12 protein-coding genes are annotated in these 15,956 nt (G+C 70.7%); 1 reads left to right on the forward strand and 11 read right to left on the reverse strand.

The genetic code is table 11. The features are described from left to right. Positions 1-76: 76 nt before the first annotated feature. Entirely contained in the window at positions 77-1,558 is a 1,482-nt protein-coding gene (locus RSP_RS08585; protein WP_011337967.1) for a flagellin N-terminal helical domain-containing protein, read from the reverse strand. A gap of 238 nt (positions 1,559-1,796) precedes the next feature. Here RSP_RS08585 and fliD point away from each other — a divergent pair, with 238 nt between their 5' ends. Further along, positions 1,797-3,452 (forward strand): flagellar filament capping protein FliD, encoded by a 1,656-nt coding sequence (gene fliD, locus RSP_RS08590; protein WP_011337968.1) that lies wholly within the window; start codon positions 1,797-1,799, stop codon positions 3,450-3,452. Between the two features lie 30 nt (positions 3,453-3,482). Here fliD and RSP_RS08595 read toward each other — a convergent pair whose 3' ends face one another. From RSP_RS08595 to RSP_RS08640, 10 genes are all read right to left on the reverse strand, one after another. Continuing rightward, on the reverse strand, positions 3,483-4,583 hold the full coding sequence (locus RSP_RS08595) for a sigma-54 interaction domain-containing protein (protein WP_002720220.1): 1,101 nt from the start codon (positions 4,581-4,583) through the stop codon (positions 3,483-3,485). Positions 4,584-4,736: 153 nt separating this feature from the next. Continuing rightward, the gene (locus tag RSP_RS08600) at positions 4,737-5,507 is read right to left on the reverse strand and encodes a transglycosylase SLT domain-containing protein (protein ID WP_050988680.1); all 771 of its coding nucleotides are present in this window, start codon (positions 5,505-5,507) and stop codon (positions 4,737-4,739) included. Positions 5,508-5,540: 33 nt separating this feature from the next. Then, entirely contained in the window at positions 5,541-6,770 is a 1,230-nt protein-coding gene (flgL, locus tag RSP_RS08605; protein ID WP_011337971.1) for a flagellar hook-associated protein FlgL, read from the reverse strand. Positions 6,771-6,777: 7 nt separating this feature from the next. Continuing rightward, positions 6,778-10,869 carry a flagellar hook-associated protein FlgK gene (gene flgK / locus RSP_RS08610; protein WP_011337972.1) on the reverse strand — a complete coding sequence of 1,364 codons (4,092 nt, stop codon included), beginning with the start codon at positions 10,867-10,869 and terminating at the stop codon, positions 6,778-6,780. Between the two features lie 107 nt (positions 10,870-10,976). After that, positions 10,977-11,279 carry a rod-binding protein gene (locus RSP_RS08615; protein ID WP_011337973.1) on the reverse strand — a complete coding sequence of 101 codons (303 nt, stop codon included), beginning with the start codon at positions 11,277-11,279 and terminating at the stop codon, positions 10,977-10,979. Further along, a complete protein-coding gene (locus tag RSP_RS08620) occupies positions 11,279-12,394 on the reverse strand; it encodes a flagellar basal body P-ring protein FlgI (protein WP_017140236.1) in 1,116 nt (371 codons plus the stop codon). The genes RSP_RS08615 and RSP_RS08620 overlap by 1 nt, the downstream gene beginning before the upstream one ends. After that, positions 12,391-13,059: a flagellar basal body L-ring protein FlgH gene (locus RSP_RS08625; protein WP_011337975.1), complete on the reverse strand. Its 669-nt coding sequence runs from the start codon at positions 13,057-13,059 to the stop codon at positions 12,391-12,393. Before RSP_RS08625 ends, RSP_RS08620 begins: the two co-directional genes overlap by 4 nt. A 7-nt stretch (positions 13,060-13,066) precedes the next feature. Then, positions 13,067-13,855, reverse strand: a complete 789-nt coding sequence (flgG, locus tag RSP_RS08630; protein WP_002720227.1) for a flagellar basal-body rod protein FlgG — start codon at positions 13,853-13,855, stop codon at positions 13,067-13,069. Between the two features lie 53 nt (positions 13,856-13,908). Next, positions 13,909-14,664, reverse strand: a complete 756-nt coding sequence (locus RSP_RS08635) for a flagellar basal body rod protein FlgF (protein WP_009563954.1) — start codon at positions 14,662-14,664, stop codon at positions 13,909-13,911. 8 nt (positions 14,665-14,672) lie between these two features. Then, positions 14,673-15,944, reverse strand: coding sequence for a flagellar hook protein FlgE (locus tag RSP_RS08640; RefSeq protein ID WP_011337976.1), 1,272 nt, complete (start codon positions 15,942-15,944; stop codon positions 14,673-14,675). Positions 15,945-15,956 lie beyond the last annotated feature (12 nt).

Here is a 15,956-nt window from a genome sequence, read left to right on the forward strand (position 1 = left end):
GGCGGCCAAGTGCTTGTCGCGAAAGCCCTCCGCCCCTGTGCGGGCGGAGGGCCGATGCGGTGCCGTCGGTTTTCCGTCAGCCGCGGAGCAGACTCAGGACGTTCTGCTTCGAGGAGTTCGCCTGCGCCAGCATCGCCGTCGAGGCCTGGCTCAGGATCTGCGAGCGGGCGAGGTTCGTCGATTCCGCCGCGAAGTCGGCGTCCATCACCTGCGACTTGGCGGCCTGCACGCTGGTCGAGATGTTGGTCAGGTTCGAGATCGTCGAGTCGAGGCGGTTCGAGACCGCACCCAGTTCCGAGCGCGACTGGCTGATCTTCGAGAGCGCCACGTCGATCACACCGATGGCGGCCGACGCACCTTCGGCCGTGGACAGGTCGATCTCGGCCACCGAGCTGAGTTCCGAACCCTCGTTGGCGTTGGCGAAGTGGGCGGTGGCGCTGCCCGAGACCGAGGCCGCAACCGAGAAGGACTTGGTCGAGACGAGGTCCACCTGCCCGGTCACGCCGGCGCTCTTGTTCGTGCCGAAGCCGATGTCCACGTTGGTGGCGGTGGCGGTGCCATCGGATTTCAGCGCGGTCACCTTGAAGTCGGCCGTGGTGGAGGAGACGCTCGTCAGCATGATGTCATCGCCGTTCGCGTCGGTGAGAACGATCTTGCTGTTGTCGTCCTTGGCCATGGCGGCGGTGATGCCGGTCTGACCCGAGACCGCGTTGATCGCGTCGCGCAGGCCGCGGACGTCGGACGCGTCGGTGATGCTCACGTCGCCGATCGAGACCTCGTTGCCATCGGCGGTGCCGATCTTGAAGGTCACCGTGTCGCCCTTGGTGAAGCCCGACAGCTGCGCCTTGGTGGTGGCCGTGGCCTCGACGCCGGTGCTCGAGGTCTTCTTGTTGATGGATTCGGCCAGCGTGCGCGCGGAGTCGCCCGCCGCCGTCGTGATCTTGTCGCTGCCGGCGAAGCCCGTGATCGTGATGTCGGTCGAGGCGGCGATCGTCGTGTCGGTGAGGGCCGCGTCGGCCACGACGGTCGAGGCGCTGGAGATCTTGTGGGCGCCGATGTCGGTGGCCGCGGCGCTGTCCACGTTGATCGCCATGGTCTGGCCCGAGTCGGCTCCGATCTGGAGCTGCTTGCCGGTGAAGGAGCCGTCGAGCACCTTCATGCCGTTGAAGGTCGTGGATTCCGCCACGCGGTTGATCTCGGCGATCAGCTGCTTGCCTTCGGCCGCGAGCGACCCGCGGTCGGCGGCGGTGTTGGTGTCGTTCGAGGACTGAACGGCCAGTTCGCGCAGACGCTGGAGCATCGAGGAAACCTCGACGTGCGCGCCTTCGGTCGTGTCCACGAGGTTCTTGCCGTCCTGCGCGTTCCGGATCGCCTGATTGAGACCCATGACCTGTGCGGTCATCTTCTCGCCGATGGCCATGCCGGCCGCGTCATCCTTGGCTGCGTTGATGCGCAGGCCGGTGGAGAGGCGCGTCATGGCCGTGTTGAACTGGTCGTTCACCTTGGTCATGTTGGCCTGAGCCGCGATGGCACCGATGTTCGTGTTGATCGTCGTCATGGGTTGACCCTCCTGATCTCGCGTCGCTCGCCTCGCGGCGCTCTGTCCCCTTCAACGGCCGGCCGGAGAAACTTTTAGCGCCCCTCCCAAAAATCCGCGGCAGGCGGAGGCTGCCCTTTGACAGCCGTTCGGACAAGGCCGTCGCGGCCTGCGGCAGCTTGCATCCTTCTTGCAGGGGCGGGCTAAAGCCCTGCGGACACGCGCCGTTAATCCGGGGGTAGAGCGCAAGGAGCATCCCATGGCGACGGACTGGCTGAACGCCCTCGGTGCATCGGGCTCGGGCCTGAACATCCGCGAACTGGCGACGAGCCTCGTCACGGCGGACACGGCGGTGAAACGCACGACCGCCGAGAAGAAGATCGAGGCGACCGAGGTCTCGATCTCCGCCCTGGGCAAGGTGCGCGCGCAGTTCCAGTCGCTGTCCGAGGCAATCGGAACCGTCACGCAATCCTCCGTCCTCAAGGCCACGAGCTCCAGCTCGGCCCTCTCGATCAGCGTCACCGACCGCACGCTCGTGTCCGAACAGGTCACGGAGATCGAGGTTCTGCAGGTGGCCCAGCGTCAGGTGCTGGAGTTCGGCGGCTTCCCGGCGGCGGACGCCGCCCTCGGCGCGGGCCGGATCACCATCGACTTCGGCGTCTGGTATGCGCCCGAAGGATCGCAGGAGGCTACGAGCTTCGCGCAGAACCCCGCCCTCGCCAGTTCCTCGATCGATGTGGGCGACGGCGCCACGCTGCAGGATCTGGCGACCGCGCTGAGCGACATCCCCGGTGTGGTGGCGCGCGTGCTCGACAAGGGCGACGGGACCTTCTCGCTCGGCGTCGTATCCGAGCCGGGTGCGGGCAGCGCCCTGCGCTTCACGGTGGCCGAGGGCACGGCGGGCAACGGGCTTGCGCGCTTCGACACGACGGCCACGAACCTCGACGCGCAGGTGCAGGCGGCGACGGATACGCTCCTGACTGTCGACGGAATCACCGTCGCCCGCGGCTCGAACGAGATCACCGATCTGGTGCCGGGCGCCACGCTCACCGTGTCGGGCAAGACCTCTGGCCCCGCGGTCGTCTCGGTCAGCCGCGACAGCGCGCTGGCCGAGGCGGCCATGGCCTATATGGTCGAGGAGCTGAATGCGACGCTGAAGATCATGCGCGATGTGACGGTGCGCTCGGTCGACGGCACGGCCGCAGGCGATCTGGTGGGCGACAGCACCGTCGAGGCGCTGAAGCGGCAGTTCTCATCGCTCCTCTCGGGGCCCTTGACGGGACACGGCGAGAAACCGGTCTACCTCTCGCAGCTCGGGGTCTCGACCAACCGCGACGGCTCGCTCTCGTTCGACGAAGAGGCCTTCCAGAAGGCCTTCGCCGCGCGGCCCGAGATCTTCGATGCGATGTTCACCAACAGCTTCTCCTCGCCCACCGAAGGGGTGACGGTCACGGGTGCGCTGACCTCGAAGGCCGCCTCGGGCGACTATGCCTTCCGGCGCGATCCCGGCACCGGCGCGGTGACAGTCGCCGGCGCCGCGACCTTCGGCCTGCCGGGCACCGACGGCACCAGCAAATATATCGTTCTCTCGGGAGACATGGCGGGCCTGATCGTCACGGCGAGGGACGATGTCGCCGATGCCACCATCCGCTTCGGGCGCAGCTTCGCCTCGCAGCTCCAGTCGCTGCTCGACGGGGCGACGGAGGCGGAGGGCAGCATCGCGAAGCGCGAGGATCAGATCGGCAAGCTGGCCGCGGAGCAGGCCGAGGTGATCGAGGCGCTCGACCTGCGGGCGACGAAGCTCGAGAGCCGCTATCTGGCGCAGTTCACGGCGATGGAGCAGGCGGTCTCGCGGATGAAGAGCACCGGGACCTACCTCGAGAACCTCGTCAAATCCTGGAACAAGGACGGCTGAGGCGTCCCTGCCCGGCAGGATCGGCGCCCCTCACGCCGCGCTGCACCGCATGATGCCGAACTTCTTCATCTTCTCGATCAGCGTCGTGCGGCGCAGGCGCAGCGCATCGGCCGCACGGCTCACGCAGCCATCGCGCTTGGCCAGCGCCGCCTCGATCAGCGCCACCTCGATGTCGCGCAGATAGCCGCGCAGGTCGAGGTCGGCCCGCCCCTCGAGCATGTCATGGAACTGGCTCGGTTCGGGCAGTCCCTGCGCCTCTGGCGCAGCCGCCGGTTGCTGGCCCGCGGGCCCCTCGGGATCGGGCATGGCGAGCTGCAGAAGGTTCTCGCGCACATGGCGCGCGGTCACGATCCGGCCCGGAAAGAGCACGATGGCGCGGGCAAGCACGTTGCGCAATTCGCGCACATTGCCCGGCCACGAATGCCCGGCGAGCGCCCGCAGCGCGCTGGTGTCGAAATGCGGCAGATCCAGTGCCGGATCCCGCGCCAGCTGATCCTCCAGCATCCGCGCGAGGATCAGCGGAATGTCCGAGGCGCGCTCGCGCAGGTCGGGCAGTTCGAGCGGAAAGACGTTGATGCGGTAGTAGAGATCGCAGCGAAAGCCGCCCGCCGCCACCTGCGCGTCGAGGTTGCGGTGCGTGGCCGTCACGAGGCGGAAATCGACCTCGATCTCGCTGGTGCCGCCCACGCGCGAGATGCGGCGGCTTTCGAGAACGCGGAGCAGCTTGGCCTGCAGCGCCAGCGGCATGTCCCCGATCTCGTCGAGAAAGAGCGTGCCGCCGTGGGCCATCTCGATCCGGCCGATCCGCTGCCGGTCGGCGCCGGTAAAGGCGCCCTTCTCATGGCCGAAAAGCTCGGATTCGAGCAGGTCCGCCGGAATGGCGGCGCAGTTGACCGCGATCAGCGCCCCGCCGCGGCCCGAGGCCCGGTGCAGCGCCTCGGCGGCCAGTTCCTTGCCGGTGCCGGTCGATCCCCGCACGAGGACGGGCGCATCGCTGACGGCGACCGCGGCGATCAGTTGCTTCACCCGGCAGATCGAAACCGACTCGCCCGGGATCACCCGATTGATGAGGCCGGCAGGAGGGGGAAGCGGGCGGGAGCGGGCGCCCTCGGGCGAGAAGTGACTGGTCATGCGGCGGGGCCATGCCTCAAAAATGGTTAACTGATCCTCAAGATCGTCGACCTGCGCCCATGCTGCAACTGCATCAATGGCTTGTCCGAACGGATAAAAGCAGGGGTCACGCCCGAGAGACAGAGGCACTATCCTTTTGGACAGGTATGCGCCTCACGGTTGCATTGCGAGCAGGTCGCGGAAGGACTGGACCGCGTGGAACCGGGCGCGCAGGCGCTGCGGAAGGTCCGCCTCGGCGAGGAGGTCCGGGGCGGCTGCGCGAAGCTCCAGAGGCCCCTGCGAGGGAATGTCGGAGGCCGCCCGGGGCAGCCCTCCCTGCGTCTCGCCGAGGCTCACCATCGGCTGCGGAGCCAGCACGAGGAGGCCCTGCACGCGCGCGGCGGCGAGGGTCGCCTCGTCGGGCAGGTCCGTCGCGGCCTCGGCCAGACGCGATCCGCCGCGCTCGGCCTCGACCTTGGCGAGATAGGCCGCGCCGCGCCCGCGATCGGCCGAATGATAGGCCGCCGTCGCCGCCTCCCACGAGCCGAGACGGGCGCGGAGTTCGCGCAGGAAGCGCGCCGCATGGCGGGTGTTGCGCACAGGATCGATCATCTCGTCGGCCGAAGCGAAGGCGGGCGCATGCCAGCGCCAGTTGAGCTGCATGCAGCCCACGTCGATGTTGGACACGCCCGAGGCGACCGTCGACTTGAGCATGCGCACCGCCTCGGCCCGGGTCTCGAAGAACATGCCGCGCCCACCCTGGTTCAGCGTCCAGGGCCAGGCGCGCCCGCCCCGGCCCGATTCCACGCGGGCAATCGCCTCCATCAGCCCCTCGGGTATGCCGGCCTCGGCACCGGCCCGGGCCGCGAGCGTCTCGCAGACCTCGTCCGCCGCGAGCGCGGGGGCGGCCAGAAGCGTCAGGATCAGGACGAGCGCGAACCTCATGCCCGTCGCGGGCAAGGGCCGTGCCATCCGGCCCTAGCGCAGGTAATCGAACAGGCTGCGGTTGGCGATCTTGACATAGGTCTGCTGCGCCGCCTCCTGCGTCAGGAGAAGCTGCTGCAGCCGCGTGACCGCCTCGGCCACGTCGAGATCCTCGAGCCCGCCGATGGCCGTTGCGATTCGGGTCTGCCGGGTCCTGATCGCGTCCGCCTGCGTGTCGACAGAGGCGGCGAACGCGCCGGCGCGGGCCCGCTGCTCGGCCATGTGGCTCACGGCGGCATCGAAAGCGTCGGTCAGCGAGGCCGCGTCGAACCGCGCGGGCATGATCCAGCCGCCCTTGTCATCCGCGCTGGTGAAGGTTGCCAGCACGTCGCGCGGGTCGTCGCTGCGGCTCATGTCCGAGACCGTGATGCGGCCCACGGCGCCCAGGACGAGGGTCCCGTCCGGTTCCTCCGTGGCGGTGACGCCGGTCTGGGCCGAGGCCGCATTGATGGCGGCAAGGGCCGAGCCCGGCAGCCGCTGCTCGATCTCGACCGAGCCCCCCGGGCCCGTCAGGGTGAAGCGCACCGTGGCCGGGGCCGGAGGGGCTGCCAGAGAGAGCCGCGCCGTGTCTTCCGCGCTGCGCTGCGGGCTGGAATGTGCCAGCGGCACCGACAGGGTTGCCACCAGATCGTCGGCCAGATCGAAGACGCTGCGCGGCCCCGCCTCGGTCGGCACCGCCATGAAGACCTCGGCGCCGCCGAGGCTGGTGGCCACGCGCAGCGTCTCGGAGAGCTGGGCCACGGGCTGCCCGTCGTTGCCCGCGAATCGGACCGCGTCGCCCTCCTTCACGAAGGCCGGGCCCGCGGCATAGCCCGCAAAGAGGCCCTGCCCCATCGCATCCTTGCGGTTGGCCAGCGCGAAGAGCGCCTCGCGGGCCGACTCGGCCACGATCCGCAGACCGGCCCGCCCCTCGTCGGAGAGCGTCGGATTGCCGGCCTGCAGCACGACATCCTTGAGCTCGCGCATCCGCGCCGCGACCTCGCCCAGCGCCACGTCGGCATGGGCCAGCCGGTCCGCGGCCGAGCTGGCATTCGCGCCGTAGCGCCCGAGCGTGGCTTCCATCTCCTTCGCGGCCGAGAGCTGCACCGCGCGGGTGGGATCGGCGGACGGGCGCGGGTCGCGCACCTCCGAGGCGATACGGGCCTGCAATGTGCCGATCTCGGTCTGAAGGCGCGAGAAGTTGCGGCTGGCAAGCGTGGCGAAGAGGGTGGTTCCGAGGGTCATGGCCGCCTCACAGCGCGTTCAGGAGGGTTTCGAACAGGGTTTGCGCCACCGAGAAGACCTGCGAGGAGGCCTGATAGGCCTGCTGCTGCTCGATGAGCCGGGCGGCTTCCTCGTCGAGGTTGACCGCGCTCGCCGCCGCAGAAGCGCGTTCGGCCACCTCGAGCGCCGCCGCGGTCGAGGAGACGCGCCCGGCGGCGGCCTTGGCCTGCGTGCCGATCCGGGTCTGGAGCTGCATGTAATCCGCCCCGTAGCCGCCCTGACCGGTGGCGGGATCGCCCGAGGCCAGCGCCACCAGCCGGTCGAGGATCTCGCCGCCGCCCGAATTGCCGGTGGCGGGCGTCAGGGTGAACCGGTCGCCGGTGGCGAGCGTGCCCGTCAGCGTGATGCGGTAGCCGCCCACCGTCACCGACCCGTCCGCGCCCAGCGTGCGGCTGCCGATGGAATGGCCGGTCGCCGTGTCGAAGAGCTCGACCTGCCGGCTGGCCGCATCGGTCACCCGCAGCTCGACGGCGGCCGGTGTAGGTGGCGGAGGCGCCTCATCGAGGGAGCCTGCAAGACGGAGCGTGCCCGTGCCGGTCATGACGACGATCAGATCCTCGTCGGGCAGATCGGTAAGGGTCAGCCGCTGGCCCGCCAGCGCCTGCGCCTCGGCCGAGGCCGCGACGGGCGCGCCGGTGGTGGAGGTGAGGACGAGCGCGCCCTGCGACACCGCCACCGAGACGCCTTCGGTGGCAAGCCCCGCCGCCCGCGCCCCGGCCTGGGGCGGCACGCGCAAGGCCCCGGCTGCCGCCGGAACCTCCAGCACCAGACGCCCCGCCCCGTCCCAGCCCGCGCTGCCGGGGAAGCCCGCCGGCACCGCGATGCCGCCCGCGCTTGCGGTCAGGCTGTAGAGGGTGCCGCCCAGCTCGATGTCGAAGCTCGCGGGCAGCGCGGCGGGATCCGCGGGCTGACCGGTGAGGGTCGAGACCGGTGCGTCGGCCGCCGCCAATCCGAAGGCCGCGGCCGCCCCGCTCTCGATGCGCAGGCCCGCGCCGTCGAGCGAGCCAGCCGCCTGGATGACCAGCCGGTTCGTCGCGTCGAAGGCGGCCGTGAGCAGTCCCGGCTCGCCGCCATCGACCGCGACCGCCCCACCCGTCATGCGCAGCGTGTAGCTCTGCCCCTCGTAGGAGACCGAGACGCTGCGCCCATCGGCGGGCAGCGCCGCGACGGGGCCGCCGGTCAGCGTCGCCGCCGGGGCTTCGGCGCGCAGGAGAGCCGCAAGCGCCGAGGCCACGCCGGCCCCGTCGCTCACGCCCGCCGCCGCGGCATCGAGTGTCACCGTCCGGCTGCCCACCGTCATCGCATAGTGCGCGGAACCCGCCTGCGCGAAGGTGCCGTCCGCCGAGAGCCCCTCCCCGTCGAAGGCGGGATCGTAGGTGAAGCCGTAGGTCTGAACACCGCCTGCCCCGCTCACGCCGCGCGAGACGAGGCCGCCGCTCATCGGATCCACGGCCGCATCCTGCCGCACGCCGCCCAGATCGGCCGAGAAACCGCTCGCCGACGAGAGCCGCAGCTCGCCCGTGAAGCGCGCGCTGTCGGCCGTGCCCGACAAGGTGAGGGGCGCGCCCGAGGGACTGCCCTCGGCGTCCGTGCCCTGCAGCGTGACGGCGGCCCCGGCCGTGTGGCGGAGTCCCACGATCCCGATATCCGCCCCCCCGTCCTGAACGAGGAGGAGCCGCGCCCCGTCCGGCGACAGCTCGGCCCGCACGCCGGTGGCCGCGCTCACCGCATTGACCGCCAGCGCCAGCGCGTCCATGCGCCCGCCCGCCACGGCGCCGCTGATGCGCACGGGCGAGAGGTTGGTGCCGGTGAGCGCGAAGCTCAGCGTGCCGTCGGCGGGTGCCTCGATCGTGACGCCGGTGCGGGCCTCGGCCTCGATGCCAGCCCCGAACGCGTTGATGGCCTGCGCCATCTCGGCCGCCGAGGCACCCGCAGGCAGCTGCACCGGGAGGGGAAGGCCCCCGGCCGCTTCGAGCGTCAGGCTCGGGAGCGCGGATGCGGGAGGCAGAAGGCCCGAACTGCCGGCCACCGGATCGGCGGGATGGAGCGACAACACACGTTCGCCCGGCAGGATCGCGCCCGCGATCCCGGTTCCACGATAGCCGGTGCCTCCGGCACCGTTCAGCGTCGAGGCGTCGTAGACCGCGCCCGGCAGGAAGCCGTTGGCCTCGGTCAGCAGAAGCGCGGCCTCCTCGGCCGTGAGCGCGGTGCCTGCGATGTGGCGTCCGTCCCGCGTGATGATCTGGATCGTCCCGCCCGCGGGCTCGGCGGCTGTCAGACTGCCTGCGACGGTCCCGGCGGATCCCGTCACGCTGGCGCCGGCATCGAAGTCGCCCTGCCCCAGCATCAGCGTGAAGCGCCCCGTGCTGCCGCTGGCCGTGACGCCCAGCTCGGCGAGGGTCTGCCCGCCGGTGCTCACAGCCCCGGCATTCAGCGCCGCGGCCAGAGTGGCCGGGTCCGTCGCGCCCAGCGCCGTCAGATCGAAACTGTGGACCGTGCCGCCGATCGAGAAGGAGAGCGTCGTGGCGCCCGCCGCGGCAGGGTCGGACAGGAGGAATTCCTGCTGCGACTGGCTGCCGAGGCTCGCCAGCGTGACCGAGCCCGTTCCGGCCGGAATGTGACCCACCACGCCCGCACGGATCAGCGTCGCGGCATCGGCCCCGCCCGCGTCCGTCAGCAGGCCGCCCAGCGATCCGGTGGCGGGGAGCGTGGAGGTCACCGGCACGAAGCTCGCCTGCGCCGACCCCGCATTGCCGCTGGCGGCCGAGACGATATAGGGCGCCGCGGCCGCGATCTGGCGGGTGTCGGTCAGCAGGAAGCGCATGTCGAGCGCCCGCCCTTGGCGCGGCGAGACCGTCAGACGGTCTCCATCCATGGCCGCGCCGGTCATCTGCAGCGTGAGGCCCGGCAGGGCCAGCGTCTCGGCGCCGCTGCCGAGGAGCGTGCCCCCGGCATCGTAGGCGTGCCAGAGCCCCGCCGCGGCATCGTGCAGCAGCGTGAGCGGGCCGGGCGCCGTGGCGATGTCGAAGGCCACCACCGAAGCGCCGCCCGTGCCCCGGTTGCCCGCGTCGGCCGCCACCTGCCAGCCCTCGAGCGCGAAGAGATCGCCCCCCCGGGCCCCGGACTGATCGATCCCCTGCGCGTGCACCGTGTTCATCTCGGCGACCAGCTGGCGCGCGAGCGCATCGAGCTCGGCCGCCGCATTGTCCACCGCCGAGAGCGCCGACGCATAGCCCTGCAGGCTGCCCCCGGTGATCTGGCGGCTCTGGAGCGTGGCGCCTGCCCGCGTGACTTCGAGCACGAGACCGCCCGCCTCGGCCACGCCGAGCGTGCTCGCCGCCGTCCCCTCGAGCAGCAGCGGCCCGCCCGGCGCCGAGCCGAGCGTCACCGTGGTGCGGCCCAGAGCATCGAAGCTGGCCTGGACCCCCACCGTCCGCGAGAGCTCGCCGAGGAGCCTGTCCCGCTCGTCCAGCAGCGGGTTCAGCGCCGATTGCTGCGCGCCGGTCATGCGCCCGTTCAGCTCGGCCAGCTGCCGCAGGGTCTGCGAAGCCTCGGCGGCCGTCTGCCCGGCGAGCCCCGCCACCTCGTCGCGGAGCCCCGCGAGCCCGCTTGCCACGGTGGTGAAGGAACTGGCCAGCGTCTGGCCCGCCGCCAGCACCACCTGCCGCAGCGCACTGTCGCGCGGCGTGGCGCCGAGCCCGTTGAGTGCGTCGAAGAAGCCCGTCAGCGCCTCGGGCACGCTGCCCGCCCCGGCCAGAAACAGGCTCTCGAGCGCGCCGGCGGTGGTGTCGAGCGTTTCGGCCGAGGCGGCGGCGCCTTCGGCCGTGCGCAGCCGCTGCGCCACCAGCCCGTCGAAGGCCCGGCGCACGTCCTCGACCCGCACCCCCTGCCCCGAGGTCGCGGCGCTCGTCGGGCTGATCTGCCCGCCCGGCACCTGCGCCAGAACCGCCTCGCGGCGGACGTAGCCTTCGGTGTTCACGTTGGCGATGTTCTCGGCCGTGACGGAGAGGGCCGAGCGGTAGGACAGGAGACCCGAACGGGCGATGTCGAGGATGGACAAGGGTCAGGTCTCCCGGACGGCTCTGGCGGGAAGGAGGGGCAGGCCCGCGGCGGTCCTCGGCCACCGGCCCGGACGGTTGCGGAGCGCCACCGGAACGCCGTTGCCGGTCACGACTTGCCGTCCCTGACGAGAGGGGCGAACTGGCGCTCGATCGCGTCGGCGATGCCCAGCCCCGCGCGCCCGGCCGAGCTTTTTGCAAGCTCCATGTCGAGCATGTCGCGCGCCGTATCGACGCCGGACGAGCCCAGGAGATCGCCGCCCGGAAGACCCGCGCGACCGGCCTTCAGAAGCTGCGTGAGAAAGAGCGACTCGAACCCCTCGGCCGCCTGCCGCAGATCCTCGCGGCCCGCGGGCTGGGCGCGGCTGCCGGAGAGCGACAGCGGGGTCAGGGACTGAAGCTTCAGATCCATCAGATCACCACCAGTTCGGCGCGCAGCGCCCCCGCCTCGCGAAGCGCCTCGAGGATCGCCACGAGGTCCGACGGGCTTGCCCCCACCGCATTGATCGCATCGACGAGCGAGCTCAGCGAGACGCCGGGATCGAAGACGAAGGCCTTGGCCGGCTCCTCGACCACCTGAACTTGGCTGTCGGGCGTCACCACCGGCTCGCCCGGCGCCACCACGGTCGCATTGTTGCCCACAACCACGCTCGCGCCCTGCGAGACGCGCTGATCCTCGGTCACGCGGACGGTGAGCGAGCCGTGGGTGACGGCCGCGGGCGTCACCTTCACCGTGCCGCCGATGACGACGGTGCCGGTGCGGGCATTGACCACCACCCTGGCCACGGGCGGCGCGGGGTCGACCTCGACATTCTCGAGCAGGCTCATGAAAGACACGCGCCGCGCGGGATCGGCCGGCGCGCGCACCCGGATCGAGGTCCCGTCGAGCGCCACCGCCACGTCGGGACCGAAGGTGCGGTTCACACCCTCCGCCACGGCCGCCGCGGTGGAGAAGTCGCCGCGGTTGAGGTTCAGCACCAGATGGTCCGTCTCGAGGAAGGGCGTCTCGACCATCTTCTCGACCATGCCGCCGCGGGGCACGCGGCCCACGGTCGGGATGTTCACGGTGAGCGAGGAGCCATCCTTGCCCTCGACGCCGAGCCCGCCCACCACGAGATTGCCCTGCGCGATGGCATAGACCTCGCCATCCGCCCCCATGAGCGGCGTCATCAGAAGCGTGCCGCCCTTCAGCGACTTGGCCTGACCCACGGTCGAGACGGTCACGTCGAGCGTCTGGCCGATCTTCAGGAACGGCGGCAGGTCGGCCGTCACCATGACGGCCGCGGCGTTCTTGGCCTTGAGATCGCCCGTCTCGACCGAGAGGCCGAGGCGCGAGATCAGCGACTGCATCGACTGCTGGGTGAGCTGGGAATTGCCGTCGCCGGTTCCCGACAGGCCCACCACCACGCCGTAGCCCACGAGCGGGTTCGACCGCACGCCCGCGACCGTCGTCAGGTCCTTCAGACGGTCGGCGAAGGCGGGCGGCGCGCAGGCCAGAAGCGCTGCGAGAAGGAGAGCGCGCCTCACAGCGGCGAGACCACGGACAGGCCGCGCCGCAGCCAGCCGGGCTTCGCGGTGTCGGCAGTGTCGCCCGCGCCGATATACTTGATCTCGGCATGGGCGATCCGGTCCGAGGTCACCACATTGTCCGGCCCGATGTCCTCGGGGCGCACCACGCCCTTCAGCCGGACATATTCGTTGCCGTTGTTCAGCGTGAGGAGCTTCTGGCCCATGATCTCGAGATTGCCGCCCGGCAGCACGCGCGTGACCGAGACCGACATCCGCCCGCGCAGCGAGTTCGACTGCGAGGCCGCCCCCTTGCCCGAAAAGCCCTGATCGGTCGAATTGTCGAGCACCCCGTCGTCGAGCCCCAGCGTGAGCGCATCGGGCAGGTCGATCGCATAATCGCTCTTGCGCGAGCCCGAGGCGCTCTGCGACTTCGAGGCCGAGAATTTCTCGTCGAAATCCACCGTCACGATGTCTCCCACCCGCGCCGCGCGCCGGTCCGAGACGAAGAGGCCGCGGGAGGCGCTGCTGTAGATCCCGCCGGTGGGCAGGCTGTCGAGCCGCCCGGCCTCCTCGACCGGATAGACCGGGGCCCAGGCCTCGGAGGCGCGGTCCTCGACATAGGTCGAGCAGGCGGCGGGCGCGAGCAGCAGGGCCAGCGCGATGAGGGACATGCGGCGGGACATCTGCGCCTCAGAGCTTGTTGGAAAGATACTGCATCATCTCGTCGGAGGCCGAGATGGACTTGGAATTGACCTCGTAGGCGCGCTGGGTCTCGATCATGTCGACCAGCTCCTGCACCACGTTGACGTTCGAGGCTTCGAGGGACCCCTGCACGAGCTTTCCGAAGCCGGGCTCGACCGGATTGCCGATCACCGCCTCGCCCGAGGCCCCGGTCTCGACCGCGAAGGTCTCGCCCACGGGCTGGAGGCCGCGCGGGTTGGCGAAGGTGGCGAGGGTCATCTGGCCCACCTCCTGAGCCTCGGTCTCGTCGGGCATCAGCACCGACACGATCCCGTCCGACGAGATGGTGACCGAGACCGCGCCCTCGGGGATCTGGATCTCGGGCTGCACGACATAGCCCGAGGGGGTGGTGATGGTGCCTTCGGCATTCTGCGAGAAGGTGCCGTTCCGGGTGTAGCCCATGCGCCCGTCGGGCATCAGCACCTGAAAGAAGCCCGGCCCGTCGATGGCCAGATCGAGCGCATTGTCGGTATTGGCGAGCGAGCCCTGCGTGTAGAGCTTTTCCGTCGAGACGACGCGGACCCCCGTCCCCACCGCCGAGGGCGAGGTCATGGCGGTGGCTTCGGACGTCTGCGCCCCGCCGGGCTTCCAGGTCTGGTAGAGGAGGCTCTCGAAATTGGCGCGGTCGCGCTTGAACCCTGTCGTGTTGACGTTGGCGAGGTTGTTCGAGATCACCTGCATCCGGGTCTGCTGGGCATTGAGACCGGTCGAGGCGACATGCATCGCATTGGTGGACATGCGGGGCTCCTTCAGGCGCTACGCCCTTTCCGGTGCAAGCCCCGTGCCACAGGTCACTCGGGCGGACGCAGGAGCCGCGCGCCGCTCTCGTCCAGCTCCTTGGCCGAGGAGATCATGCGGAGGTTGAGCTCGAAGGTGCGCTGCAGTTCGATCGAGGAGACGAGCTCCTCCATCGTATTGACGTTCGAGCCCTCGAGCACGCCCTGCAGCACGCGGGCGCGCTGGTCGGGCGGCGGCAGGGGCTCGCCCCCGGCCCGGATCCGGCCGTCGGGATCCTTGCGCAGCGTCACGCCGTCGGGGATCGTGGTGGCGATCAGCGGCCCCTCGACCTGCTGGCCGGGCGGGCCGTCCTGCGGCTCGTAGAGGATGCGGCCCGTCTCGTCGACGATGAGCGCGCGCACGGGCGGCAGCTCGATCGGCTGCATCGCCGGATCGAGCATCGCCTCGCCCGCTCCGTTCAGAAGCCGCCCGTCGGCCGTGAGCCGCAGGTCGCCCCGGCGCGACAGGGCGGGCTCGCCCCCCTCGGGCTGGACGAAGAACCAGCCCTCCTCGGCGATGGCCACATCCATCGGCTCGCCGGTCTGGTTCAGAAGACCCGGCGCGGAGGAGAAGAGATGCGGCCCCCGCTCGGTCTGGAAGGCCCGCGCCGAGGCCGCGTCCATCGCCTTGAGGAACCGCGCGTCGCCCTCGTTCGTCAGATCGCGCCGGAAGCCCGGCACGGTCTGGTTGGCGAGGTTCTGCGCCTGGATCACCCGCGTGTCGCGCAGGTTCGCCAGCGAGTTCAGCGCGGTGTGGATCAGCCGGTCCATGAGCCGCCTCAGCTGCGGATGTTCATGATCGTCTGCATGAGCGAGTTCGAGGTCTCCATCGCCTTGGCCGAGGCCTGATAGTTGCGCTGCGCGGTGATGAGATGGACGAGCTCCTCGGTGAGGTCCACGTTGGCATGTTCCAGCGCGCCGGCCCGGATGATCCCGAAGCCGGAGTCGCCCGCCGTGCCCGCGACGGGCTGACCGGAATCGGCGGTGGCGGCGAAGCCCGAGGCCCCGAGCTGGCGCAGCGCCTGCGGGTTGGCGAAGGTCACGAGCACCACCTGCCCCATGGCGACCGGGCTGCCCGCACCGTAGGCGGCCCAGACCGTGCCGCTCGCATCCACCTCGAGGCTGGTCAGCGCCGAGGCGCTCTTGCCGTCCTGGCTCACGGTATTGACCTCGAAGCTCCGGTCGGCGAGCTGGGTCTCGGTGAGATCGAGCGTGTAGCTGCTGCCCGAAGCCGCCGTGAAGCTGAGCGCGCCCGTGCCGCCCGAGAGCGCGCCGGTCGCGTCGAAGGTGAGGTCGCCCTGTGCCGGCGTCAGCGGCTCGCCCGCCACCACGAGCCGCACCGCCCAGTCTGTCTGGGGGTTGCCCGCGGTGGGGTTCGCGGTCTTGATGAAATAGGCCGCCGCCTCGACCGCATTGCCCTTCGCATCGAAGATGGGAACTGCCGTGACAGCGGCGTAGGTGGTCGGATCGGCCGGATCGAAGGCTGCGGCGGGCGGAACGGCCGCCTGCGTGCCCAGCATCGCATTGTCGGTCGGCAGATCGACCGACAGCGCAACCGTGCTCGTCCCCACCGGCGATCCCATCGTGAGCGGAATGGTCAGCGGCGTGGCCGAGCCCGGCACCTGGCTCAGCGCGTCGCCTTCCACGCTCACCGGCCAGGCGAGCAGCTTCTGACCCGAGGCATTGATCGCCACGCCCTCGGCATTGAGGCCGAAGGCGCCCGCGCGGGTGTAGATCGGCTCCGGCTTGGCGGAGTTGGGCCCGACGGCGGGCTCGGTGGCGAAGAAGCCCTGCCCCTCGATGGCCAGATCGAGCGTGTTGCCCGTGGCCACCACCGAGCCCTGGCTGAACTGCATGGCGGTGCGCAGCGTCTGCACGCCCGAGCCCACTGCCGTCCGCGAGATGCTGTAGGGCGAGGAGTTGAACACGTCCGCGAATTCCGCGCGGCTGCCGCGGAAGCCGATGGTGCCCACGTTGGCGATGTTGTGCGACGTGGCGGCGATGTCGTGCTGGGCGGCGGAGAGCCCCGAGAGGGCGGTGTTGATCGACATGGAGTGGCTCCT

It is taken from the genome of Cereibacter sphaeroides 2.4.1, assembly GCF_000012905.2.
Taxonomy (GTDB): domain Bacteria; phylum Pseudomonadota; class Alphaproteobacteria; order Rhodobacterales; family Rhodobacteraceae; genus Cereibacter_A; species Cereibacter_A sphaeroides.